Origin of the sequence: Fulvitalea axinellae, assembly GCF_036492835.1 — a bacterium.
Lineage (GTDB): Bacteria > Bacteroidota > Bacteroidia > Cytophagales > Cyclobacteriaceae > Fulvitalea > Fulvitalea axinellae.
This window is the reverse complement of sequence record NZ_AP025321.1, coordinates 62,346-87,672: the sequence shown is the minus strand read 5'-3', so window position 1 is coordinate 87,672 and position 25,327 is coordinate 62,346. Positions and strand designations below refer to the sequence as shown.

Genomic DNA, 25,327 nt, shown 5'->3' with positions numbered 1-25,327 from the left:
TATTAATTATACGGGCTTTCAATATTTACAATTATGATAAATTCAATACCATAAATGAAGAAAACAAACGTATCTTGACTAAAAGTATGAGTTGCGTTCTTGATAGTACCTATAAAATACTATTGAAAAAGGGCATAAGCGAGGACGAAATTTTTTATTGGGATACTAAGCGAATATGGTATGACGAATAATGCCCCGCTAACGCAAGGTGTGCCGTGAAGTGACCGACGGCCCCCCGCTAACGCAAGCGTGTATCCCGGCCGTTTCAAGCCTCCAGGCTTGGAACAAAGGCCCAGCGCATTGGCCATCTAGCCGTAACGCAAAGGCTGTATCAATAAAAAATAAATGGAAAATCCGGTATGCAAAGCGTACCGGATTTTTTCATTTGAATGGGTTGCTTTTCGCGGGGACATGATAAGCCACCGAGCCCTACATCATATTCTTTTTTTAAGAATCCGCCATTTTTTCAGAAACTAATGTCATAGATAAACATCTACAATATTATTAATGATGATATTTGCATCTACAATAGGTGGTTATGTTTCTCTACGCCTTATAAGTTTAAATATTTTAATTATTTTTTATTTTATAACCGCCTACCTCACCAAGACTACATATTGTAACTAATTGTGGGGTAGTGATTTTCATGGTTTACCGCTAATGGCCGTGATTGGTTATGGATTAACTGCACTTTTCAAAAACGAATATGAAAAAGACATTATTGCTTTTACTGGCTTTGTTGCCTGTTGCCGGGGTTATGGCACAAGATCATCCCAACGTAAAAATAGGTTTGGACAGTCCGGCGGACGGTGTCCGTATTTTAACTAATTGGCCGGGATATACCGGCGGTTGGGCCCGTGGATTTTCCATAGGCAAGGGTACCGGGACGGAGACCCTGATAAGTTTCGGGGGGCTGGGACAAGTGACTAATGGGCAGAATACGGATTTTCAGTACGGCTATATCGGGAGAAGCTATGACCAAACCTATATGGTTTTTCGCCCAAACGGCGATGTGGGCATCGGAACCCTGGAACCGGACGCTATGCTTGAGATTAAGGGCCATGGATGGGCCGGAAATGATGTGGGATCAGGCCTTCTGAGACTCAGGGCTACGGACGGTTTTGCCTCAATGTCTTGGTACCAAAAAGACGACGCCGAGGCTACTTGGTCACTGTATACGGGAGGAAACGGATCTTGGGTCGGGGAAAACAATATAGGCTTTGTATCGCATACGGGGCCGTTGTCTACCGGAAGAGTCAAATTAATGATTGAGGAAAGTAGCGGTAACGTAGGGATAGGAACCGTAAAACCAATGGCCAAACTGCAGGTGCATACCAACGGTACGGCCAGAGCTTTCCGGATCAAAAACGACACGAACGGAGCCCAATTCAATTTCTGGACAACGGAAACGGGAGGACAAAAACAGTTGCGAATAGACGAGGACACCCAAGGAAAAAACGTAATGATATTGTCCCAAAACGGAAATGTGGGTATCGGTACGGAAGCTATTCCCGAAAAGCTAAGCGTAAACGGTAATATCAGCCTGACGGGAGACCTAAAGATGAACGGTACCGACAGCTATATCTGGACCAACGGTTCCGGAACGGGGTACACGGGCATCTGGGACGCGAAAAACGGAAGACCGTTACTGCATGCCTCTGAGACCAAAGGAAATATAGGTATCGGAACTATTGATCCAAAAGCAAAGCTTCACCTTGTCGGTCAAGGACCTATGACTCCGCATGGAGGTGCGTTGATTATCGGTCCCATTATATCGAATCACGCTAACCTCCGGTTAGGCTATACGAATACGTACTCTTGGATACAGGCCCACGGGAACCGCCCTCTTTTTATCAACAGTTTGGGTAACAATACGATCCTGAACAAAGACGGAGGCTTTGTGGGCATCGGGACGGATGACCCCCAAGGTTATCATCTGGCTGTTAAAGGAAAAATCAGGGCCCAGGAAGTAAAAGTTTCGTTGGAAGGCTGGTCGGATTTTGTATTCGAGGACGGTTACGTTTTACCTAGCCTTGCGGACGTGGAAGAGCATATTAGGGCAAAAGGACATTTGGAGCATATCCCTTCGGCTAAAGAGGTAGAAATGGCAGGAATCGATTTGGGGGCTATGAACGCCAAGCTTTTGCGGAAAATTGAGGAACTGACGCTTTACGCTATAGAGCAGGAAAAGAGGCTGGTTACCCAAAACACCACTATAGACAACCTGAAAAGAGAGACGGAGAAAGTAAGCAAACTGGAAATGGAAAACCAAGCGTTGAAAAAATCGAACGCAACGCTTACGGAACGGGTGGAGCGTATTGAATCATTGTTAAAGTCGATAGGGAACCTAAGGGTAACGGATAATAAGGCTGGATCTTGCATTAAGGAATAGTAACCAGACTTGAGCATATCGATAGCTAGATAATCCTGGTTTTGTTTTTCTATGATTTGGGAGGGAGGTCCTCCCTCTTTTTCAAATAATTCTGATAGTGATGAAAAAAGGAGTTTTACTGTTTTTGATACTTGCATGCGCTGTTTTGGCCAAGGGACAGCAATGGAACCCTAATGGGGATAATACCACAACAGGGAGTGTAATAGCGAAAGAGCTGGGTGTAGACGGAATGGTTATTTCCAGCGGAAATACGAATTGGAGTGAGCACAGCCATATTAAAGACCGGGGGTTTATGTATACTGGCGGGCAAAGTAAAGGGCTTTTCTTTTCGTCTTATGGTCAAGGGGCTACTATTCGGTTTCAGACGGGGAATGGTTGGGGTGATTTGCCTCACTACTCTTACGTACTTGCTAATAACGGCTATTTTGGAGTGGGATTAACCGACCCTAAGGCAAAATTTCACGTTCGGAATCAGGTAGTTGGAGGGGCTGTTCATGATGTTTTGTTGACTTCGCTTATCGAAGGCAAAGATGCCCGCATGCAACTGCTTTCTTCTGACGATGATAATAACGGGTCGGCGCTGTTGTTGACGAATGTGAATCGCTCTTGGGCTTTTCACCAGAAGACGTCTAAGCATAACAACCGGCTGGATATAGGGTATTTCGCATCGGAACAAACCGAAGGGGTAGTGGATTTCGTGGGGCTCCAAAATGTCCATTTATCCATCAACCCTGAAGGGCAAGTCGGAATAGGAACCACAGAAGTAGATGCGTCACTTAAATTCCAAATCGAAGACGGGAGTTTGGGTGTAGGGAATGTCTCGGAAGATCAATGGATGCGCCTTTCGCATGAGATGAGCAGCGGTTATGGGTTTACTTTTCAGCATAATAATGCGAGTGTGTTGACAAATGAACAAGGAAGCTTAAATCAGGCTATCGTCCTTGGCGATAGCGATTTCATTAGGGAAGAAACATTGTTCGGTGTCAGCGTAAAAAATGGAGCGGCTGATTGGTTGCCAAGAATGAATTTAACAGGTAAAGGATGGTTAGGCCTTGGAGGGGTGCACCCTAAGGCCATGTTGCATGTCAAAGGGGAGCACGCTTTGAAATTTTTTGCTGAGGGCGATGGATCAGAGCTTCGATTCCATTCCAAGTCAAGTAATATTCCCGAAGCTGCAAAAATCAGTTTCTACGAAGGCACAAATGAGAACCCGCTGATGCAAATGGTTTATGACGGGAACATCTCACAGACCGACGCCTCGGGCCGATTGGTATTTAGGGGGGAGAATAAAGGGGCTATGAAAAACCTGCTGGTTCTTCAGCGTAACGGAAAGGTTGCTATCGGAACTTTAAACCCGGATGCGAATGCGCAATTGACGGTGAAAGGAGCTATTCATTCCAGAGAGATCAAGGTAAAGGTAGACGCTGGGGCTGATTTTGTGTTTGAGGACGATTATAAGCCGATGGATTTGGAAAGTCTGGAATCGTATGTAAGAGAGCACAAGCATTTGCCGGATGTGGCTTCTGAGGCCGATATGCTGGAGAACGGGGTGAATACCGGGGAGTTTCAGATTCAGCTTTTGCAGAAAATTGAGGAGTTGACGCTTTACGCTATTGAGCAGGAGAAGAGGTTGGTGGCTCAGGATTCCACCATCAGGTCACTTAAAAAGGAGAGTGATGCGATGCGGGATAATATCGAAAAGGTGGGGCATCTGGAGGCTGAGAATAAAGCACTGAAAAATTCTAATGTCGAACTTTCGGAACGGATGGACCGAATCGAGGAGTTGTTGGAGGCTGTTAAATCGAATTGAGGTTAATCGGTAGGAAGTAAATTGTGGAGAGACAAGGCATGTCCGTGTCTGTACGTCTTTTGAGTGCATAACCAAATTAGGGTGATAAAAACTATAGTGTAGAGCTAGAGGCTCTAGCGCTTGTGAGAACGAGCGGAATGATCGTGCCAGTTTATGTTGTTATGAAATGGTTCTGCGCTCACGCTTTTTGGATTGAATGGGTATACGCCTAAACTAATATATAAACTAACCATGATAAGATTTACTGTTCATTTTTTTATTTCGACATTGTTCTTTGTTTTTGCCAGTGCCGGCCTATTTGGCCAAAAGAAAGTACAGCTGGAAGGGGGCGAATCCGCTGACGGATTGCTTTATCATTCAGATGGTAAATTCAGCATAGGGACCAAGACTAATAAGTACGAAACCAGGACACAGTTCACGATCGAGCCACCGATACATACGGGGGGGCCTTGGAGATATGCCACCCAAGATATTGAGAATTATGCTTTTCTCCACCATTACTATGGTAGTCAGTATATTATGACTTTAAAACATACGGGTAATGTCGGTATTGGGGTAAGCGATCCTGAAGCAACTTTAGATGTAAAGGGAGGAAATGGAGGATATTCCGGACCTACGCTTAATTTGCGGAGTGACTCAAATAATTCGGCGTGGTCCTTAATTCACTTAAAGGGAGGTACATTCGATGATGTAAACGATTATATGATTGGTCGTGGGCGAAGTGACTTTCATTCGGGAAGAGCTCTTACTCTTCATGTTCCTAGCCGAAGCTCTTTTTATGGAGGTGAAGGCGAATACCCGAAGATATCCTTTGTTTCATCCGGGGGACAGTCGCTTGGATATGTTGAATCCGAAACGGGTAATTGGTATATGAAAGGCAATGTGGGGGTCGGTTATACGAGCCCAAAAACAAAATTACATATCATAGGGGACCCTACGATGCCTGATAAGTATGGGGCGTTAGTTATAGGGCCTACAGGTGATAAAGCGAATCTACGTATGGGTTATACGGATGATTACTCTTGGATACAGGCGCATGGCAGTAGGCCTTTGTATATCAACTATATAGGAAACAACACAATCTTAAATAGGAATGGGGGGGGAGTGGCCATTGGAATGGATAATCCCGGCGAATATCAGCTGGCAGTAAAAGGAAAAGTGAAAGCTCAAGAGATTAAGGTTTCATTGGTAGGTTGGTCGGATTTCGTGTTTGAGAAAGATTATGATTTACCGAGCCTCTCGGAAGTTGAGGCGCATATTAAGGAGAAGGGGCACTTGGAGCATATTCCTTCGGCCGGGGAGGTGGAGAAAGAGGGGGTTGATCTGGGGGCTATGGACGCTAAGCTTTTGCGTAAGATCGAGGAATTGACGCTTTACGCTATTGAGCAGGAGAAGAGGATTAAGGAGTTGGAGGTTCGAAATAAGGCTGTAGAGACTGAAAACAGGCGCCTTAAAGGAATGGAAGAAGATATTAAGTTATTGAGACAGATGATTCTCGATATCAAGAAACAATAAGGCAAACACTTTTTTAGAAAATTCTAGCAATGAAACGACTACTCTTTGTCACCTTTTTATTATTCGGATTTTTAGAGGGAATATGTCAGTACAATTTAAATACAAGTTACGGATATAATGAATCCTCTGACGTATTTGATTACAACACATTTAAGGTTGGAAACTACTCCTTCGGTTGGTATAGAACTTCCGGAAGCGCAGAAGCCATGTTGTCGGGACATGGGGGAGTAAGTTTATTTACTGGTGCTCAAAAGCGATTCAATATTAATAGCGTGGGAGACACTTGGTTGTCAAGGAACTTAACCCTTAACGGAAACCAACTGATATTCAACAAAAGCAATTCTCCCAATGCCACCATTTGGCTGAACAACCCCACTTCCGGTCCAGCTTCTCAAGGGCATTACTACATTAAGGCTTATGACTGGTGGAGTGCCTATTTGCATTTTAAGGGAATGGGAGATAATGGAGACGAGCGTCTCAATGTAACAGTGGACGGGAGGTTAGGGATAGGAACGGAAAGCCCAGACCCAAGTCATAAAATGAGTATTTACTCGCAAAAAGTGTAAGGGGCTGAAGGATTGGTAAAGATGAAGGTGGACGACGCTCCAAACGATTTCCTTTCGGTAGCTAATGGCACCCAGTCAAACGGTCAGTTTATACCAGTACTTCTAGGACAGCATCTTTCGGATAACCGGGAAGCAATTAGTGTAAATGGCCTTATTGGGGCTGGAAACGACAGTGGGAATGTTCCTGTTATGACCTTTGATTCCAGAAGGACGGATAGTAAAGCGGTTCAAGTCCGCCCTCTTTTCGCCTGGAATTCTTATGGACAGAGGCGAATGACGATGGACGCTGAGGGGAATTTGGGAATAGGGGAATCTGATCCTTTAGAGGCATTGCATATAACCAGAAACTCGTCTACCAGGATGGGGATTAGAATTTTTAATTCTCTGTATGGCAACAATCAGGGAACTATGTTTTTGATGAAAACCGGAGGTAGTTATGTGGTAACTGATCAGCGTAATGCCGGGTTAGTCGAAAGCTATAATGATCTTATTCTTAGCGCCGCACAAGGAACTGGGAGTATAAACCCAAGCATTCGTTTTCAGACTGGCCGGATAGGTTATACAGGTAATACCCGTATGGTGATTGACAGTCAAGGAAATGTGGGTATCGGCACCACTGAACCGGATTCGGAGCTTACGGTAGCGGGTAAAATTCACGCAAGGGAGGTAAAAATAGACACCCAAGCCGGGGCTGATTTTGTATTCGAGCGGGATTATGAATTGATGGATCTTTCGAATCTGGAGGCTTATGTCAGGAAGCATAAGCATTTGCCGGAGATAGCTCCCGCCAAGGAAATGGAGGAGAACGGGGTGAATACCGGGGAGTTTCAGATTCAACTTTTGCAGAAGATCGAGGAGTTGACGCTTTACGCTATTGAGCAGGAGAAAGTGATAAAAGCCCAGAGACTAGAGATAATGCGGATTAATAAAAAAAGCGAAAAAGAAATTTTGACACTTAGAACTGAGATCGAAAATATAAAACAACTACTCTCTAACTTGAAATGAAGAAAGGAATAAAATATCTCGTTTTGTGCTCGGCTTTCTATTTTTTTGTCGGGTATTCAAATGTTTTTGCCCAACAGCAATACGATTTTGAGAAGGTACTAACAGTCGTTTTTCCTAATTCGACGGAACAGCAGGTTGCTTATATAGAGTTTCCCAGAGAATATATCTATGGGTGGATAGAAGTTACTTTATCGGCTGGCTATAATTATCAATTGGCAACAGGTAAGTTGACCAAACGGTTCAGGTTAGTGTCTCAACCCGGAGGAGGATCATTTTTTCAGCGGACCGAAATCCCAACGGCATTTGGTCATCTTCCAGAGCAGTGGACTATAGGTGATTTCGATAAAGACACATATAGAATTCCTATACATCATATAGTTAATACGTCTAATGTATTAATGATTAAAGTAGAGGGGCTGTTGATGCATAGTCATGCCGTTTCAAGTATAATGTCTAATCTAAGTACAAGTCAGCCTATGGCTGATCCGACACCTCCTACTGAACGACAGTATACATCGTTAATGCATGGACGGGTGGGAATAGGGACAAATACACCATCTTCAATCTTGGATTTAGTAGGCAAATCACCTGTGTTAGAAATTTCAGATAGTCAACCGGTTGAGTCGGGCAGTGGTATAGTAGGTGGAATATCATTTAAAAAACATTACGGTTTGTATGAGGTGGCCCGTATACAGGCTAACCGCTATAATGATTACAAATCGGGAGAGCTTTCATTCTTTGTGTTTAACAATAGTCGGGAGGTTGAAGCGATGAAGATTTTCCGTGACGGAAAAATAGGTGTGGCCACTTCTACTGTAGGATCACATACGCTTGCGGTTGGAGGGTCTATCGGAGCCCGATCTATCAAGGTGGAAGCTTCGGATTGGTCGGATTTTGTGTTTGAGGAAGGTTATGACCTGCCTAGTCTTGGAGAGGTAGAGGCGCATATCAAGGCGAAGGGTCATTTGGAGCATATCCCTTCGGCGGAGGAAGTAGAGAAGGATGGCGTTGATTTGGGGGCTATGGACGCGAAGCTTTTGAGGAAGATCGAAGAGCTGACGCTTTACGCTATTGAGCAGGAGAAGAAGTTGGTGGCTCAGGACTCCACTATCAGTAAGCTTAGGGTGGAAAACGCAACGGTTAGGGATAATGCCGAAAAGGTGATCCGGTTGGAGGCTGAAGTTAAGAGTCTTAGGCGATTGGTTCTGGAGATTTCTGAGAGGAAGGGGGATTGACGGTTGTTTTATATGCAAGCGTTCCGGCTAGGAAGCCGGATGGTGCGGTTGTCATTGGGTAAGAACCCGGCGACGGCAGTGGCTTTTTAGAGAGATATAAGTGTGTGCAGGTTTGGGGGATATAAGGATTGGTATCCGGAAAACCGGGTATAGCAATCTGCGGAGAGATGTGGGCATTCGGTAACATTGAGAACAAACATCATTATTATGCTTAGGAAATTTATATTTTTCACAGGATTGGCTTTAGCGGGTATTTCGAACACTGTTTTCGGACAAGCGGAACATATAAAGGGGGCTAAAGTCGAGATCTTTAAGGAGGACGGGAGCAATAACGGTGACGCAGTATTTTTTCATCGGACAGATAATGTGACCGACTACGCCAATCTTCGCCTTAATATGGGGAATGAGGTCACCTCCAAATTCGAAATTGGCTATTATCATTGGGATGATGACCTTTGGTACCAAAACTTTTATCTGGACGGGACCGGAAACGCCAAATTCAAGGGCTCTTTGAGTTCCAACTCTCTTTTTTTACAAACTCCGGCATCATCATCCGAAACATTGGCGACGTTTAAAGTTTCCGATGCTCCTACTGATTATCTGAAGATAGCTAATTCGACCAGTACCCAAAATCAGTTTATACCGATGATCTATGGGTATCATGATTCCGACCCAAGGGCTGGATTATATTTGATTGGAGCGACATCCAGCGCTAGAGATTCTGGCAATGAGCCCATAATGGCCTTTGACTCCCGATTGGCAAAGGGACCATCTGTGAATCGACCTTTGTTTGCCTGGGAGAGTTATGGACAAAGAAGGATGACGATGTTGGCAAACGGAAATCTAGGAATCGGTACATCTTTGCCCACCTCTAAATTATCCCTTAAAGGCACATTGTCAATCGGTATTTCCGACGCTACGGATAAACAATGGGGAGAGTTTATGATGACTAAAGTAAACCATGGGGAGAACTACGCTTCTTTAGGTTTCGATACTGGAACCCAATCCGATGCCCAGAATAATGTCAAGGAAGCGTTGGTGATTAAGCGGAAAGGAAATATAGGAATTGGGACTAACACCCCTTCGGCTCCGTTGGAAATAAATCAGAGAGAAAGGGATAAGGCATTGGTGATCTCCGAACCCGATAACAGTGTGAGTATTCAGCTTCACTTGGCCAAAAACGGTTGGGGAGAATATGGTTTTCTCGCTTTGGGCGGCGATACAAAGTTGAGAGGAAATGGAGGGGTATCGTCATTTGACGGTACTATGGCGATAGGCCAAACGACTGTTCCTACAGGGTATAAACTCGCTATAGCGGGAAAAACCATAGCGGAAGAGGTAAAAGTACAGGTTAAGGAGGAATGGCCCGATTATGTTTTTAAAACCGGTTACGATTTGCCCACGCTTTCGGAAGTCGAAAGGCATATTGAGAAAACGGGGCACTTGCGGGATATACCCAACGCCGGACAAGTAAAAGATAACGGGCTCTTATTAGGGGAAATAAATGCCAAGCTTTTGCGGAAGATAGAGGAGCTGACGCTTTACGCTATTGAGCAAGAGAAAAAGTTAGATTCACTTTCTAATGAAAATAAGCGGATAAAGGATTTAGAATTGCGACTTAGTAGACAAGAAGAAATGATCAAGCAACTTTTGGAAGCGAGTAAAATCAATTAAGTCATATAGCTATCATGAGAATATTTACATTATATTTTTTTGTTTCGATCCTGTTTTTAGCTCTAACAAGTAATAAACTATTTGCTCAAAATAAAGAATGGGAGAACGATCCTGTAAAGTTAGGTGGACATTTGCATGTAGGTCAAAACAATGAGGTCTGGACTGATAAAGAGAACCTATATTTTAATTATAGGGGATATGCGGCGAACACCTACTTTTGGAGCCGAGGTTCTTCAGGAAAGCCATTGTTAACTATTAAGAATCCGGGAATTGGGGTGGGAATCAAAGATCCCGTAGGCCGATTCCATATCTATACCAGCGCACAGACAGGGGACATTACCAAAGCATTGGTATTTGGAAGCGGGGCGGATGATATTTCTTCGATGTTTAAAGTGGAAAATCACGGGGCTTATCGCTATAGCCTTACTTTGGGAACCTATTGGGGGGATCAGAAAGGAACGGATGTGCCGGGAATTATGACTTTAAAGCAAGGAAACGTGGGTATAGGATATCATGACCCTAAAGCCCAATTGGTACTTGGTGATAAGTTTGGTGCCATTATATCGGGTAATTCCGGGGGAGAAGCCGTTTTCGGGACAAATTTGGCGGTTTATCAAGGGGGGCCTAATCACGGGAAGTTTTACACACCTTATTCACATGAGAATGGGTATGGATATGCCGGGATTCGACCCTCTTGGGGAGGGTTGTTTTTTTATGGCGAACAGGCAAATACCGTTGAAGGTGAAGTGATAAACCCGAAAGTCAGGATGGTTATTGATCCGCAAGGAAATGTCGGAATAGGTTCGGAGAGCCCAAAGTATAGGCTGAGCGTAAAAGGACAAGCGAACGTGGAAGGGGCGGGCGACTATTACGGTGTATGGTTTGGAGGGGAAACAAGAATGGAAAACCCTTCCCTTTCATTTGGAGAATGGCATAACAACAGGGGAACCATCCGGTGGGACAACGCTTCGGATAGGCTAGTATTCAGCTCTCAAACGAACTCGACTTCAGGTGTTTTTGATAATACTTTAACTGTAGGGAAAGGAATGGTAGGTATCGGAACCATTGACACCGGTACCCACCGATTGGCCGTGGAAGGTTCTATAGGGGCTCGCTCCATTAAGGTGGAAGCCTCGGGGTGGTCAGATTTTGTATTTGAGAAGGGATATGATTTGCCTAGTCTCTCGGAGGTAGAGGCGCATATCAAGGCGAAGGGGCATTTGGAACATATTCCTTCGGCTGAGGATGTGGAGAAGGACGGTGTTGATTTGGGGGCTATGGACGCCAAGCTTTTGCGGAAGATCGAGGAGTTGACGCTTTACGCTATTGAGCAGGAGAAGAGGTTGGTGATTCAGGGTTCCACGATAGATAGCTTGGGGCAAGAAACGGAGAAGGTAAGCAGGTTGGAAACGGAAAACCAGGCGTTAAGACAAGCGAATGAGTCGATTATGGAACGGATGGACCGCATTGAGGCTTTGCTGAAGTCTATTAGAAGATCGGAGAGTAAGGCTGGAGCCTTACATTAAGATATAGTCACCAGGCTGGAGCCTGGCGACGGCCGGGGGGCTCATTCTTAGGTTTGGGTGTGTAACGAAATCAGGGCGATTAAGATCATAGTGTAGAGCCAAAGGCTCCAATACTTGTAGGAACGAGCATGACGCCCGCATCAGTTTCTGTTTTTGACTCTGTCACAAAAAGTGTGGACTCCGCTCCCGGAACGGGCCTCGGAAGCGGAGTGTTTTATTTCTTTTCCTGGATGAGTTGGCGGACCAAGGTTTTTAGCTCTTGGAGTTCTGCGTTTTGTTTTTCCAGGGCTTTGATCTTTTTTTCCTGTTGTATGGCGTAGAGGGTTAGTTCCTCTATTTTTTGGAGGAGTTTGGTGTTCATAGCGCCGAGGTCTACGCCTTCGGTTTTGACTTGTTCGGCGGTGGGGACGTCTTGGAGGTGTCCATGGGTCCGGATATGTTTTTCGACTTCGGAAAGAGAGGGGAGTTTGTAGTTATCGTCAAATACGAAATCCGCCCATCCGGAGGCTTGTACTTTGATCGCCCGGGCTCCTATGGAACCTTCTACGGCTAGGCGGTGTGGGCCTGTGGTAAATGTTCCTATTCCAATGTTTCCATTATTGAAAAAGGACATGCTGACAGTTTGGTCGTTGGCGTTATCCTCAATCTCGGTAGCTTGGTTGAATCCTATATCGAGACGATTCTGATGTTTGTCCGTTTTTTGGTGAAATCCCCAAGAGCTATTCTCGTTTGAGAGGATTAGAGCTGATCCGTTATTTCCTTCGTTTGCGGAGATAATCTGTAAACGGGCGTCCTCGCCTTCAATTAGGGAAGTGACGTATTTGTCTTTGAATCCCTTTGATGCTCCTGGAGACTTTACATGGAGTTTTGCCTTCGGTAATACGATTCCCATTCCGATATTTCCCTCATGATCCAGCATCATCGCCGTTTTTGGGCCTTGACTGTAGTTGTCTGTTGTGGAGAAATACATTCTGGTTCCGTAAAGGTCTCCACTGCGTACATAAATACCGGCTTGGGCTTGATCGAAACCACGATGGTTCGTCGCCCCGAAAGTAATGGCATTTCCGTAATCTGTGACAACCTTGTTTGGGTCAAGATGTATAGTTCCGGGGGTTTTACCCTGTTTTTCTTCTCCCCAGTTTTGTGATCCTGAGGCTATTTGGAGTCTTGCGAGGATCTGTTCAGCTGTTCCGATACCTACATTACCGTCACCGACTAGTGTCATTACGTCAATAGGGGCTGGATTGGAAGAGCTTCCGGGGTAAAGCCTAAATTTCATTTTGTTATTCTCGGCTGGTCCAGCCGTAATGGTCGCGTCTATTCCATGCCACCTGTTAATGTTTGTGCCACTGCTTTCCAAGTCGCTTTTATGCCCATATTTTATCAAGTTGTCCCATGTCCCGTCAACCCCTGTTTTTGTTAGTTTGCTGATTCCGCCTAGAACGCTAAGTTTTGACGAGGGCGTTAAGGTACCTACTCCAAGATTCCCGTCCATTGTAAGGTTCCGTTTTAGCCATAGGTCCCCCGTTCCCTGTAAGTGAAACACACTTTTCCATTGTCCATCTTGATACCTAATGTAACCGATACGGAAATGAGACGTGTATTCATCGCCGAGCTGTAGTCGTAAGTCAGTGATGTCGCCTCCGCTATCGTAACGGCGTAAGAATGTGGAATCACCGCCGTGACCACCAACTGTATTAAGAAACTCGATGGTTTTAACAGGGGTTATTTCTTGAGCGACTAGCTTCTGTAGGCTGAAGATCAGGCATATTGTTAAAAGTGACTTTTTCATGTTGAGTAACGATGGTTTTAACTTTTGGAAAAAAGAAGGTTTTATTTAATCCGGCTAGGAAACTGGGGATAGCGTACTAGTTGTTTGGGCGTATATCGCTATCAGGGCACTTAAGAATCAGGGTGTGGAGCCAGAGGCTCCAATACTTGTAGGAACGAGCGTGACGCTCGCACCAGTTTCTGTTTTTCTTTTATTGCGCCTGAAATGGTTATGCGCTCATTTTAATTGGCTTTCAATTCTAAGAGGAGCTTTTCTAGGCGATCGATTTTGTCGACTTTTTCCTGAAACGTTTTGTTTTGGTTCTTTAGGTATTCCATTTCCTTGTTTTGGTTGTCGATTTTTTGTTGCTGTTGGATGGCGTGAAGGGTTAATTCCTCGATTTTTTGGAGGAGGATCATGTTCATTTTCTTTAGGTCGAGGCCCTCGTTTTCCATTGTTTCGGCGGAGGGGACGCCGGGGAGGTGGCCGTTTTCTTGGATATAGGTTTGGGTTTCCCCGAGGCTTTTCAGGTCGTAGTCTTTTTCGAATACGTAGTCTGGGGCAGGGAGTCCGTCGAGGCTGACTTTGATTTCTTTGGCTTGGATGGTGCCGTTTACGGTGAGGGCGTGATTAGTGACAGAAGAGGTCCCTACGGCTATTTTTCCTTTTACGATTAGGTTGTTTTTTCCGGGAGAAGCGTAATTATATGCGTCTGAAACTAATATGCCGCCAGCTTTAAGCCCGGAAGCCGATTTAAATTCCTTTGAATTCAGCAATTGGAGATACCTATTAAATTCCGATCCGCCTTTTCCTGTATATAGACTAGGTATTCCGTCGGAAGGGTTTAAGCTAATAGACTTTCCTATGGAAACATTGCCCGATTTGTCCCATGTAATAACTGGGTTGATTGCATTTTCTTTATGCTCCAATCCCAAATAACCTATAGCTTGGCTACCGCTACCTTCCAAACCGATCCAACTGCGTTGTCCATTTCGGTTTTGAACCAAAATCCGGTTAAACCTGTCTTGGTTAAGTCCGTTTATGGTGTTGCCATTGAATAGGGCGATATCATGGGCTTCTTCTTCATAAACCGTAAGGCGATGGCTTGGATCGGGGTCGCTTATTCCGATACCTACATTTCCGTTTTGTTTGAAAACGACTCTGTTCACACTTTGTCCCCTTGGTCTGAATTGCAGATGTTCGCTATCTCCATATTGGCCAATATCCCAAAAATTGGTTGTAGGGCCTTGGATCCGAAGGTAAGCCCAATTACTCGGGTCTGTATTCTCAATATACATATTCGCACGAGCACTTTTAAGGTGAAAGTCGGCTTGGGGAACTTGGGTACCCGCCCCTATATTACCATTTCGGTGAATAACGAATCGGTCTGTCCATGTTCCTCGATCCCCTATGGCGATTTTGAAAAAAGATCCACTATTTCCGTCGTAAAAAAGGCGTGCGCCATAGGCGTTGTTTTCAGTGTTTTCGGTTAATAGCAAGCTGGCTTCGTCCGTATTATGGGCACTAATATGAAGAGTTGGGTTTACTCCGGAAGCATTGCTATGTAGTTGCAAGAGAGGGTTTAGACTTTGACCTTCTGATGATGTAGCGGAAGCCCCAACAGTGGTTTTTTCAATGCCAATTCCGAGTGTATTTCTTAGATATCCCCTACCTATATTGGTGACAGAGAAGAGTTTGTCTCCGTCAACATTTCCTTGCCAGATCGTGAGGTGGTCATATGGGTTCTCAGGGGAGCCTGGAACCCCGTCTGTGTTAAGGACAATATGCGTACCTCCAAGTGACCTCAAACGTATCCAATAGTTATCAGACCTATTATTAGGCCATCCTTTAGAAGGGTATCCTGAAGCATCAATAATTGTTGAAAACCCTCCGTTTCCGCTGTCGAACAAAATAGGTTTGTCAAAATTAATTTTTAACCCGTCAGGAAAAACAGTTTGGGCCTGAGTTTTCAGGATAGGCAATAACAGCAATATTAGGGATAAAAGTTTCTTTTTCATTTTGTCTTGTTATGGACGAACCCAGTCCCTACGTTATTGTTGGTGTGGGGCCATCCGTGGAGGGAAACATAGCTCACTGTGTTTTTACAGCTATTCTAGCTATGGACTAAGGGGACGCATAATAATCAGTATCGCATTTTATTTCTGGTTGTAACTGTTCCTTAGGCCAGATGACGAAATCTTTTATAATGAAAAATGTTGTGAAAATATAGCATCAAGAGGCGCTTGTACAGTTATACTTTGCTTATGAATATAAATAATTAAACATCAGTTGAATGTATCAAAAATGCATAAAACACATGCTTTCATACGTAATGATTGTTTAAATAATTAATTTTTATGTTTTTAGTTTATTTCACAACATGCTTATATATAGCTGAATGTAAAAACCGCTGTTAAAAAAACTTTTTAATAGTCAAAAAAATAAAACAAAAACCATAGTAATATTGTGTCAAACAACGCTCTCTTTTATTGAATAAATAAATAAAGCGAAAGTCTATATTTGCGATATATGAAAACCGCAACACCATTTTATAGGCTTATTTTTACATTATATATTATGTAGCATGCATGCGTCTTGAATAGTCGCCACATTGACGTTTTTCGCCATCAAGCCATTGCTTTTAGTTTGCCGAATCAATGTCGGTACACTGTGCTTCATAATGTCCATCTAAATATATGTCCAATACGTATTCGACTACGGTACTTACGCTCACGATACTATGCCTTCTAGCGTTGGCTTCGTCCTGTGGAGGTGGGCGCCATCGGGCAAGGCGCACTTTAAGGTACAGTTACGACAGCCTTAAGGACGACAGGGGCGATATGCGGGAAAGCGAGGTATGGGACAGTGACCAGGAGATAGAACAGGATCGGGTACTGAACGGAGTTTACGCTTTCGATAGCCTGTTGGACAAAAAAGACAAGAAACGTTACGGCAAACATATACGGGACAACCAACAACGATATAGGGACAGGGCTATTTACCGCGCGCGCGCCGAAAGAAGGCTAAACGAACACTTGCCTGAATTGGGGGAAGACCCGTTCGGCGAGAGTGGTGACCGGAGCGAAAAGGCGGTAGCGGAAGCTCTTTTTGGAGAGGGGTATGATAAAGGCGGTAGCGAGGCGCTAAAGAACAAGCTCACCGACAGGGAGGCTTTAGCCAAGGAATTATTCGGGAGCCGGTGGAAAGAAAAATCCGACAGCCTGATTATGGCCCGGAGGGATTCCCTGGGAGCGGGCGAACGAAAATTGGACAGCTTGACTACGCTTAGGAACAAGCTGGAAAAAACGGACTGGGAAAAGGCATTGCAAGACTCTTTGGAAACCGGGAATATCCGGCGGTATTTGGCGGACAGCCTTGGAAAGGAGGCGTGGAAAAGTCACTTGCTGGACTCGTTACGATCACAGGGTTGGAGTGAGGATTCTTTGGAAGCCTTCCGAGGTAAGGCAAACCGGGTTCCTTTTGACAGCTTGAGGAACAGTTATCCCAATATAGGATCTCCCGAATATTTAGGGGACCGCGCTTTGGTTGCGTTGGAAGACAGCCTTAGAAAACGCAAGGGATACAAAGAGCTAATCGAGGCGCGCGCCGAAGCGGAAAGAAGACAAGAACTGCTCGACAGTCTCAGAAAGGCAGATCCTGAACGGTATCGTAAGCTTTTGAAAAAAAGTGATAAGGCGTGGAGAAAAAAAATAGAAGCTAAACTACGGGCCGAAAAGCAGAAAAGAATAAAGAAACGGACGGGAAAGTTTGGGGACAAATTCGAAACGGTAACCTTTTCCGATAAAGTGGAGGACACGAAAAAACGTTTGTTCGCCGATATAGTGACTGACGTGGATTTCGAAAATTATAAGGATTTCGGATTCTCCCCGGCCATCGGTTACAAGTTAAGCCGGCATTGGTATGCGGGCATAGGCTTGGACTTCCGTATTTCCGCCGATACGTCGGTAAGCGTTAGGCACTCTCTCGGGTTGCGGTCATTTCTGCGGTATATGTACCGGAAACGGTACTATATACAGGCCGAAACCAACGTGCACCCGTCCGGACTGACGGCCAGGCGGGAGGGAATCGGTTTCGACGAGAAAAAGATCGCCGGGGCCCTGCTTTTGGGTGGCGGTTACCGTATCAAAATCCGCGCTAGGCGCTACGTGCATTTATCGGCGTTCTACCGTGTGTTGGGGGAAACCGGACTTCCCGGAGACCGAAGGCGGTGGAAGGTACGCCTGGGATTTAGCCTATGATTACGGTTTTTAATGTATATCGATAATACTGTGTTAAGCACTGTACACCTACGATGAAGGAGCGGTGCCCTCGCTAAAGCAAGAATTAAGTGATTGGCCTATGAGCAAGTATTTTTACTCTTCCCTTGTTATTTTTTTGTTGGTGGCGTCCTTATCGGAACTGAGGGGGCAACAGCTTGCCAAACTAAGGTTTGAGAGCGGTAAACAGTACGCGTTTATTCCGGTGGGCGTGGCGGATACGCTTGAGTACCGGGAAAAAAACGCAGGTGAATGGACCCGGAAAAGCGTCGCTACGGCCAGCGAACTCCGTATCGCCGTAAAAGACGGCACCGTATACCAGTGGAAAAGAAAAGGGGAATCGGTCAGGGAATTTCTCTCTTATATCTGGGTGAAGGAAGAGTCCTTAAACTCGCCCTCCACACATAAGTTGTACCCCCCTTTGAGTAAGGAATACGGCCGGAACATCATAACGGTGCGTGACGGGATATTGCGTTTCTCGTTCACCGAGAATTACGATTCCGACGACCCGCTGTATTGTCGAATTGTCGACGGATTCGGAAAAGAGCAACTCAATCTGGCCTTGGGGCATAAAACCTTGGGAGCTAATCGCTACGAACTGGATTTGAGAAACTACGAGCCACCCGTGCCATTTCGTACCCATAAGCAATACGAGATAGAGGTTCGTGACCAGCTCGGTCGCAGACATCACCTTACCTTTCAACTGGCCCCTCCATTACCGCCCCTAAAAGGGCATATCGGAGCGGTGCCCCTTGACGTGGATTGTGAAAATCCGGGCAAAGTAGCTCGTGTAAGTTATACAGGCCGGGTATCCGGCGGTACTCCTCCCTATAATATCACTTGGAAAATAGCGCTGGACCCTGAAGGTGTTCAACTCCTTTACGCTCCAAAGCACGCCAAACTTGCAACGGAGGAAGCGGAAACAGTCGTTGTTGCGGAAAAGCCTTTGGGTTATTACGTGATCCTGTTGCTTTATGACGCCTGTGGCAAAGAGGGAGTGGAGATAGCCTATATCGATTGCGGAAGCGAAGAAGACACCGAGAACGTACTTCATATCAGTCCCATCGACGGAGATGACACGGGCAACGGAAGCAAAGGAAGGCGAATAGGTGGTGACGGATTATAATATTAAAAGAGACTGAAACGTACGGAGTACCAGTATTGCCTACTGGACTCCCTGGAAAAATATTTGGTATGGAGAGTAAAAAAGATAGAGGGGCGGGATCAAAATGGTTCCGGTACGGTTTCGCAAGCCTAATCGCTTTTGTTGTGGGAGCCGGTACGGTATACGGGATATACATTTTTCGTCCTGCCGAAAAAGAAGGGATTATCAGGACGGCGGCTCTTTTTGAGGGGTTTTCGGGCAAAAAAGACTTGGAAGCCAAACTTGAGAAAATACGGACTATCCGCAATGGACAACTGGATTCGATGAAGGTCGCTATGGAAAAGGCGACGCTTGATGGACCGGACCTAAAAAAGGCGCGAAGGGCATACGCCAATTCGGTAGCATCTTTTGAACAAGAAGAGCAAAGACTGTCACAAACGTACACCGACAATATTTGGAAAAGGCTAAACGGCTATGTCAAAGAGTACGGAGAGGAAAAAGGCTACCGTTTTATTTTCGGTACCCAAGGGTCCGGAAACCTGATGTACGCCCGGACCGAAGATGATATCACGGACCAAGTATTGGAATACGCAAACGGGAAATATGAGGGGGATCTGTAATCACACTTACGGAAAACGCGCATTGGGCAACGTAGTCCTATGGGCGGTTTTGGGATTATTGACGGTATCCTGCGGCAAAAGAGACACTGGGAGCCGGGAAGTGGGGCGATATCGTTTTTCCGCAAAACTTATGGAATCCGCCGAAAAGCGACAAAGGCTGTCACTGTCCTTGGAAATGGTCAACGGACAAGACTTTGTGGCTTCCCATTCGAATGGACAAGATGACAAACAGCGGTTTTTGCATTACCTGTCTTACGCTTTTGAAAAAGACCTGTACCTGGAAGCCGGGAAAGAGAAGTTCCCTTGCGTTTTTTTGCACTTTGAGCGCTCTTTTGACCTGTCGCCGGCCAGACGGTTTAGCTTGGGTTTTTCGGGAAAAAACCTTCGGGGCCGGACAGCGAAACTGGTTATTGACTCCGATCGTTTCGGTACGGGGCCGGTCAAGATACCGTTGGATTTATAAACGGAAATCGACCTAAAATTATTTGATGCAAGTTCGGCTATGGCTTTAGGGCTGGAGCGAAGTTTTTCGGAAAGACAACAGATTTTTGCGCATACCGGTAGGCCCGAAGGCCAGCCGATTTTTGCCTAAGGAAAAGGAAACAGTATAAATTGGTTATGTATAGAAGAAGTCGATTTTTTAGGTTTTTGGCAGCGTTTATCGCCGTCCATTTCCTCTCGTACGAGACCCTGGTACCCGTAGCCTATGCGCTTACTTCCGGGCCTACCCAGCCGGAGGTACAGGGCTTTGAGCCCTTCGGCACCACCGATATGGTCAATCTTTTTTCCGGCGATTTCACGTACAATATCCCGTTGTTCGAATTGCCCGGTCCCAATGGCGGTTACCCTTTTAACCTGGCTTACCATGGCGGGATAACCATGGATCAGGAAGCCAGCTGGGTAGGCTTGGGATGGAGCCTGAACCCCGGAGCCATAAACCGGCAAATGCGCGGTCTTCCCGATGAGTTTAAGGGGGACGAAGTAAAGGTGACACAGGCCATGACTCCCAGTCACACTATGGGAGTTAATGGTGGAGGGATTAAGAAAATTTTTGGTGCAGCTAATTTAGCTATAGGGGTTACGATACAATATAATAACTACAAAGGATTCGGTTACAGTTTAGATCCTAGCCTTGGAGTATCTAAAAGTACAGGGTTTAATAGAATTGGATTCGGGCTAGGGGCAGAAGCCAGCATAAGTTCTGATGATGGGGTCAATGCTAAACTAAACTCTTCGATAAGCTTCGATAATAGTTTACAATTAAAAACAGTGAAAAACAATGCCTCGTTTTCCGGGGCTATTGGCTATAACAATAGACAAGGACTTAAAGATATTTCTCTTCAAATAAGAGCCAAAAAGAGATGGCTCCCTGATCCTGGCACTAGCAAGAAACGAGGGTATCAAGAACGATCCATTAGGGCAGGTGCCCATCTCAGTTTCGCTAGTCCGGGGTATACCCCTCAAATAAGTAGGCCCATGCGAAATTTTTCCGCCAATATAAAGGTAAATATAGGAGCTTCGTTTTGGGGATTCTTTGGTGGTGGATATGCTGGTGGGTTTTATACTCGCCAAGGGCTAAAAGATAATGGCAAGACAATCAATTATCCTAGTTATGGGTACCTAAATATGGGAGGAGAAGGCCAGTATCAGAGCTTAGATGCAATGCTTGACTTTAACCGCGACCGCGATGGTATCGTACATGAGGATGCTGTAAACTTAGCGATACCATCCCTTACTTATGATATTTTTTCGGCAGTAGGTCAAGGAATCGGCGGTATGTATAGGGGGTACAGAAATGACCGAGGCCTTATTTACGATCCATTGTCGACTATTGATAGTTATGGAGGGTCCTTAGGCGGGGATTTTGGACCTACATTCGCCCATGTTGGGGGTAATTTAAGCTTGAATATGAGCTTGGGAAGGAGCCATGTTTGGGAAGAGGGCAACGGGGCTTTTGATAAGTTCAAGTTTAAAAACACCGAACAGGAATATACGACGGACGAAGCATCCTACCTGAAAGTTCACGGAGAACAATCGGTAGAGAGTTTTCAAAGGTGGAAAAACGAGGGAGGGGACGAGGCGTTTAGCCTGGGACTTACCGGAGGCCCTTCCAACCGGAAAGCCAGAGACGTAATACGTCAAAACGGCAATACAATTAACGATCCTGATCTAAGTCGTAAAGCGCGCCCACAACCTATCCAATATTTTACCAACGAACAGATACTGAACGCTTCCGGACAATCTGAACTTTCTTTACTTAAGGTAGAGGGATTAAATCGGCAGGAACAGGATTATCCTAAACACCACTTTGCCGGAATGGTGGTAACCAATACTTCCGGTTTGAGGTACGTATACGGTATTCCAGCCTATAATCGGCGTCAGTCAGATTATCTTTTTAGTGTCAAAAGACCTAGCCAAACAGACAAAGGTGTAGCTAAAATCAAGACAAAACCGAACTTCTTTGGAGAAGGAGAAAGAATAAGCTATGGAGAGGGAGATAAGTTATATGATCAAAAAGATATTCCCGCTTATCCGCACGCTTATCTTTTAACCGCTGTGGTTGGACCTGACTATGTAGATATTACGGGCAACGGAGTCAGTGCGGATGATCTGGGGTATTGGGTCAAGTTCACTTATCAGAAAGAAGGTGATCTATACAAATGGAGAAGCCCCTACTCGGGTGCTAGTCATATGGAAGGTATGCGTATTGATAATGATGATAACAAAGCGTCTTTTACTTATGGCGAAAAGGAGATTTGGTATCTGACGCGTGCCGAAACCAAGTCCTACGTCGCCGAATTTAAGCTAAGTGAACGCAAGGATGGGTTAGGGGCATGGAGTTATACCCAAAATCAACAAACTGACCCAGGGCACACGCACAAACGAAAGAGCTTGAAAAGGCTAAACGAAATCCTTTTGATGACCCGGGAGGAATCAAAAAAACCCAAGAACCAACGTTTTATACAAAAGAAAATCGGGCTTAACTACGGATACGGGCTCTGTAAGGGTATTCCTAACCGGACTACCGCCACGGCCGAAGAGCAGGCCTCGGGTCAGACTGGAAAGCTGACTTTGAAAAAGTTGTGGTTCGAATACGGTGTTGGGGTGGAACATTCCGGGGGCGATGAGGATAAGTCGTACGAAGACTATCCGCACTACCAATTCGACTATGGGACAGGTATGGACAATCCGGATTATAACCAATTCTATAACGACAGATGGGGATATTACCGGGATTTGGGCGAGAATCCCGAAACCGTTGATTATGAGTCGGCCCACCGGTCGCCTTATGTACAACAGAAGCCCGAAAGCGAACGTGAGGAATACGACCGCTGGATGGCCTCCTGGAGCCTCAGGCGAGTGAAATTGCCTACCGGATCCGAAATCTTCGTGGATTACGAAGGTGATGACTATTCACATGTGCAACACCGGGAAGCCAAACAGATGTTCAAAATGGTTAACCCCGATGATCCCGAGAGTAAAAGGATGTATGTCGGAGAAATAAATCCGACCACGTTTGAAAAATTAAGTCCTAAGGTATACTTCGAACTGGAAGACAAACAGGAAGCCGAAGCAATCTTTGGAGCTAATGATACCGAAGACAAACGTAAGGAAGCCCTTGGGGAATATCTGGCCACTCACTATTTGAGTGGTTGGGAAACGCCAGATGCCGGGCAGTTATTTTTCCGGATCAAGACGAATTTGGGAGATCTTTCAAGTGACCGAAACTGGGACTATGTTACGGGATACGCAGATCTGGATATTTACGCCGATAGTGAGAGGAAAGTTCTGAATTATGACAAGGTTGGAATCGAAAGAAGGGGCGAAGAGGGGAACTATAGATACTACGGTTTTCTTACGCTTAACACGAAGCGAGGATATCATCCCTTTTCCATGTTCAGTTGGCAACACCTTAGAGCAAACTACCCCAAAAGGTTAGATCCAGTGGGTATGAGTGCGGAAGATCCCGGTGTTTCGGACTTTCTGAAGGTTATCACCATCATCCCCATGCTAAGCTATTTGTTCAGCGACTATTGGAGACTTCCTAAGGAAAGAGGATGGGGACGCCATATCGACTTGAATGAATCCGTGATAAGGTTAAAGAGTCCCGACGGCATAAAGCATGGCGGGGGACTTAGGGTCAAACAGCTGACCATGCGCGATATATGGGACGGAGACGGCAGGTCCGAAGCCTCGTACTATGGGCAATATTATGATTATCGTATTCCCAACGATAGAGGGGAGATGGTCAGTAGTGGTGTAGCCTCCTATGAACCGATGGTAGGTGGAGACGAAAACGCTTTGCGTTACGCCAAAAAGTATAAACAGTCCGTTGCCTTACAGACTGACAATAACCTCTTTTTCGAATATCCAGTGAACGAAAGCTATTACCCCGGGCCAGAAGTGGGATACCGCAGGGTTAGGGTCAGCAGTTTGTCCTCCACAGATCTCGCTTGGAAATATCGCAAACGGGTTGAGGGGGAAAATACTCCATACCCCCTAAAGTATGTACAGGAATACTTTGAGGGAGCGGACGAAAGAGGCAGTACAGGTATGCAAGAATACGAATTCTATACGGCCAAAGAATTTCCGGTATTGGCCTCCGAAACCAGTATCGATATGCGGTCTCCTTATAGCTTATTTATTCCTATCCCGTTTGTCGGTCAGGTAACAATAGACCGTATGGCTGCCAGTCAAGGCTATAGTGTGGTCCTGAACGATATGCACGGCAAAACTCGACGTACGGCTGAGTACCGCCAACGGGCCAATGGGGATTTTGAGAATAAACCTTATAAAGAAATCTCTTACCACTATTATAGCGAACCACATTATTATCAAGGAAAAGAGGTTCGCAAGTTACGTAATGACCGATTTAGGGTCAGTAAGGATCAGCGGATGCTTTTACCGTTCGAAAAGGAGAGCGAAGGCACTGTTCCCGATAGCGAAAGAAGGATAATGGCCCAAAGTAGTGAACTCTTCTCCGACGCTAGATATAGCGTGCAAAGAAACTTTGAGGGAGGTGTAAACCTAAACGTAGATTTCGTTACAATTATCGTTTTTGGTGTTCCTATAGTTATCCCTATATATACAGTATGGCCAAATGGATCCAGCTCTGAAAAAGAACTTAAAACTATTGTAACCAACAAGATTATCCATCGTCGCGGTATTCTGAAAGAGGTCCGCGGTAAAGTCGATGGCGCTACCACCCATTCCGAAAACTTGGCTTGGGACGCTCTTACGGGCAAAGTCTTGCTGAGCAGCGAACGTAATGATTTCGGAGCGCCGGTATACAGTTACTCCGTTCCCGCATACTACAAGTATAAGGGCATGGGGCCTGCTTACCAAAATATCGGATACGCCTTCCGGGCCACGATCCAGAAAGTGGACCAAGAAACCTCTAGCAAAGAGTACTTGCTTTATCCTACCGATTTCCGGGCGGTTAATCACGAATCGCCACTGGTGGAAGGGGACGAGTTGATGGTATACGCCCTTGACGAGGAACAAAAACGGAAAGAGGCGGTGGGCGTCGCCCGTATCGTGTCGACCGGCAGGGGCAGTATCGCCATATATATGTCCGGAGCGCCAAAGCTTAGCGAAAAAGAGAAAAACGAGGATATCCCCTACCAAGACCGCAAAGACATTCCGATACTTTACGCTTTTGAGGTGGTGCGGTCCGGTTACTCCAATTTGTTGGAGGCCGAAACGGCTAATGTGGTCAGCTTGAGCAATCCGCTTGAGGACAATGGCCTAAGTCCTCGGAAGACACCTTTCAAAGTCAAACGCTTTAACCAATATACCCCGTAAAGGGCCTTCGGGCCCTTGGGGCCCTC

The 25,327-nt window shown here is 45.5% G+C and carries 15 protein-coding genes; 13 read left to right on the top strand and 2 right to left on the bottom strand.

Going from position 1 to position 25,327, the window contains the following annotated elements; genetic code table 11:
- The first annotated feature begins 706 nt into the window (after positions 1-706).
- From AABK39_RS26225 to AABK39_RS26190, 8 genes are all read left to right on the top strand, one after another.
- The gene (locus AABK39_RS26225; protein ID WP_338396076.1) at positions 707-2,392 is read left to right on the top strand and encodes a hypothetical protein; all 1,686 of its coding nucleotides are present in this window, start codon (positions 707-709) and stop codon (positions 2,390-2,392) included.
- A 100-nt stretch (positions 2,393-2,492) separates the two neighbouring features.
- Positions 2,493-4,202 (top strand): hypothetical protein, encoded by a 1,710-nt coding sequence (locus AABK39_RS26220; protein ID WP_338396075.1) that lies wholly within the window; start codon positions 2,493-2,495, stop codon positions 4,200-4,202.
- A gap of 231 nt (positions 4,203-4,433) precedes the next feature.
- Entirely contained in the window at positions 4,434-5,717 is a 1,284-nt protein-coding gene (locus tag AABK39_RS26215; RefSeq protein ID WP_338396074.1) for a mediator of RNA polymerase II transcription subunit 21, read from the top strand.
- 29 nt (positions 5,718-5,746) lie between these two features.
- A complete protein-coding gene (locus AABK39_RS26210) occupies positions 5,747-6,283 on the top strand; it encodes a hypothetical protein (RefSeq protein ID WP_338396073.1) in 537 nt (178 codons plus the stop codon).
- Between the two features lie 21 nt (positions 6,284-6,304).
- A complete protein-coding gene (locus AABK39_RS26205; RefSeq protein WP_338396072.1) occupies positions 6,305-7,288 on the top strand; it encodes a hypothetical protein in 984 nt (327 codons plus the stop codon).
- Between the two features lie 590 nt (positions 7,289-7,878).
- On the top strand, positions 7,879-8,523 hold the full coding sequence (locus AABK39_RS26200) for a hypothetical protein (protein ID WP_338396071.1): 645 nt from the start codon (positions 7,879-7,881) through the stop codon (positions 8,521-8,523).
- A 207-nt stretch (positions 8,524-8,730) separates the two neighbouring features.
- Entirely contained in the window at positions 8,731-10,197 is a 1,467-nt protein-coding gene (locus tag AABK39_RS26195; protein ID WP_338396070.1) for a hypothetical protein, read from the top strand.
- 245 nt (positions 10,198-10,442) lie between these two features.
- The gene (locus tag AABK39_RS26190; RefSeq protein ID WP_338396069.1) at positions 10,443-11,723 is read left to right on the top strand and encodes a hypothetical protein; all 1,281 of its coding nucleotides are present in this window, start codon (positions 10,443-10,445) and stop codon (positions 11,721-11,723) included.
- A gap of 214 nt (positions 11,724-11,937) precedes the next feature.
- Here the strand turns inward: AABK39_RS26190 and AABK39_RS26185 are convergent, their stop codons facing one another.
- The gene (locus AABK39_RS26185) at positions 11,938-13,515 is read right to left on the bottom strand and encodes a hypothetical protein (protein WP_338396068.1); all 1,578 of its coding nucleotides are present in this window, start codon (positions 13,513-13,515) and stop codon (positions 11,938-11,940) included.
- A gap of 221 nt (positions 13,516-13,736) precedes the next feature.
- On the bottom strand, positions 13,737-15,512 hold the full coding sequence (locus AABK39_RS26180) for a hypothetical protein (protein ID WP_338396067.1): 1,776 nt from the start codon (positions 15,510-15,512) through the stop codon (positions 13,737-13,739).
- A 678-nt stretch (positions 15,513-16,190) separates the two neighbouring features.
- On the opposite strand from AABK39_RS26180, the gene AABK39_RS26175 reads away from it, so the two are divergent.
- The 5 genes from AABK39_RS26175 to AABK39_RS26155 all read left to right on the top strand — a co-directional run bounded on the left by AABK39_RS26175 (position 16,191) and on the right by AABK39_RS26155 (position 25,301).
- Complete coding sequence (locus tag AABK39_RS26175; protein ID WP_338396066.1) at positions 16,191-17,753, top strand: hypothetical protein; 1,563 nt, start codon at positions 16,191-16,193, stop codon at positions 17,751-17,753.
- Positions 17,754-17,853: 100 nt separating this feature from the next.
- Positions 17,854-18,897 carry a hypothetical protein gene (locus AABK39_RS26170; RefSeq protein WP_338396065.1) on the top strand — a complete coding sequence of 348 codons (1,044 nt, stop codon included), beginning with the start codon at positions 17,854-17,856 and terminating at the stop codon, positions 18,895-18,897.
- A gap of 68 nt (positions 18,898-18,965) precedes the next feature.
- Complete coding sequence (locus tag AABK39_RS26165; protein ID WP_338396064.1) at positions 18,966-19,496, top strand: OmpH/Skp family outer membrane protein; 531 nt, start codon at positions 18,966-18,968, stop codon at positions 19,494-19,496.
- Positions 19,480-19,959, top strand: a complete 480-nt coding sequence (locus AABK39_RS26160) for a hypothetical protein (RefSeq protein ID WP_338396063.1) — start codon at positions 19,480-19,482, stop codon at positions 19,957-19,959. The genes AABK39_RS26165 and AABK39_RS26160 overlap by 17 nt, the downstream gene beginning before the upstream one ends.
- Before the next feature lie 155 nt (positions 19,960-20,114).
- The gene (locus tag AABK39_RS26155; protein WP_338396062.1) at positions 20,115-25,301 is read left to right on the top strand and encodes a hypothetical protein; all 5,187 of its coding nucleotides are present in this window, start codon (positions 20,115-20,117) and stop codon (positions 25,299-25,301) included.
- The last annotated feature ends 26 nt before the right edge of the window (positions 25,302-25,327 follow it).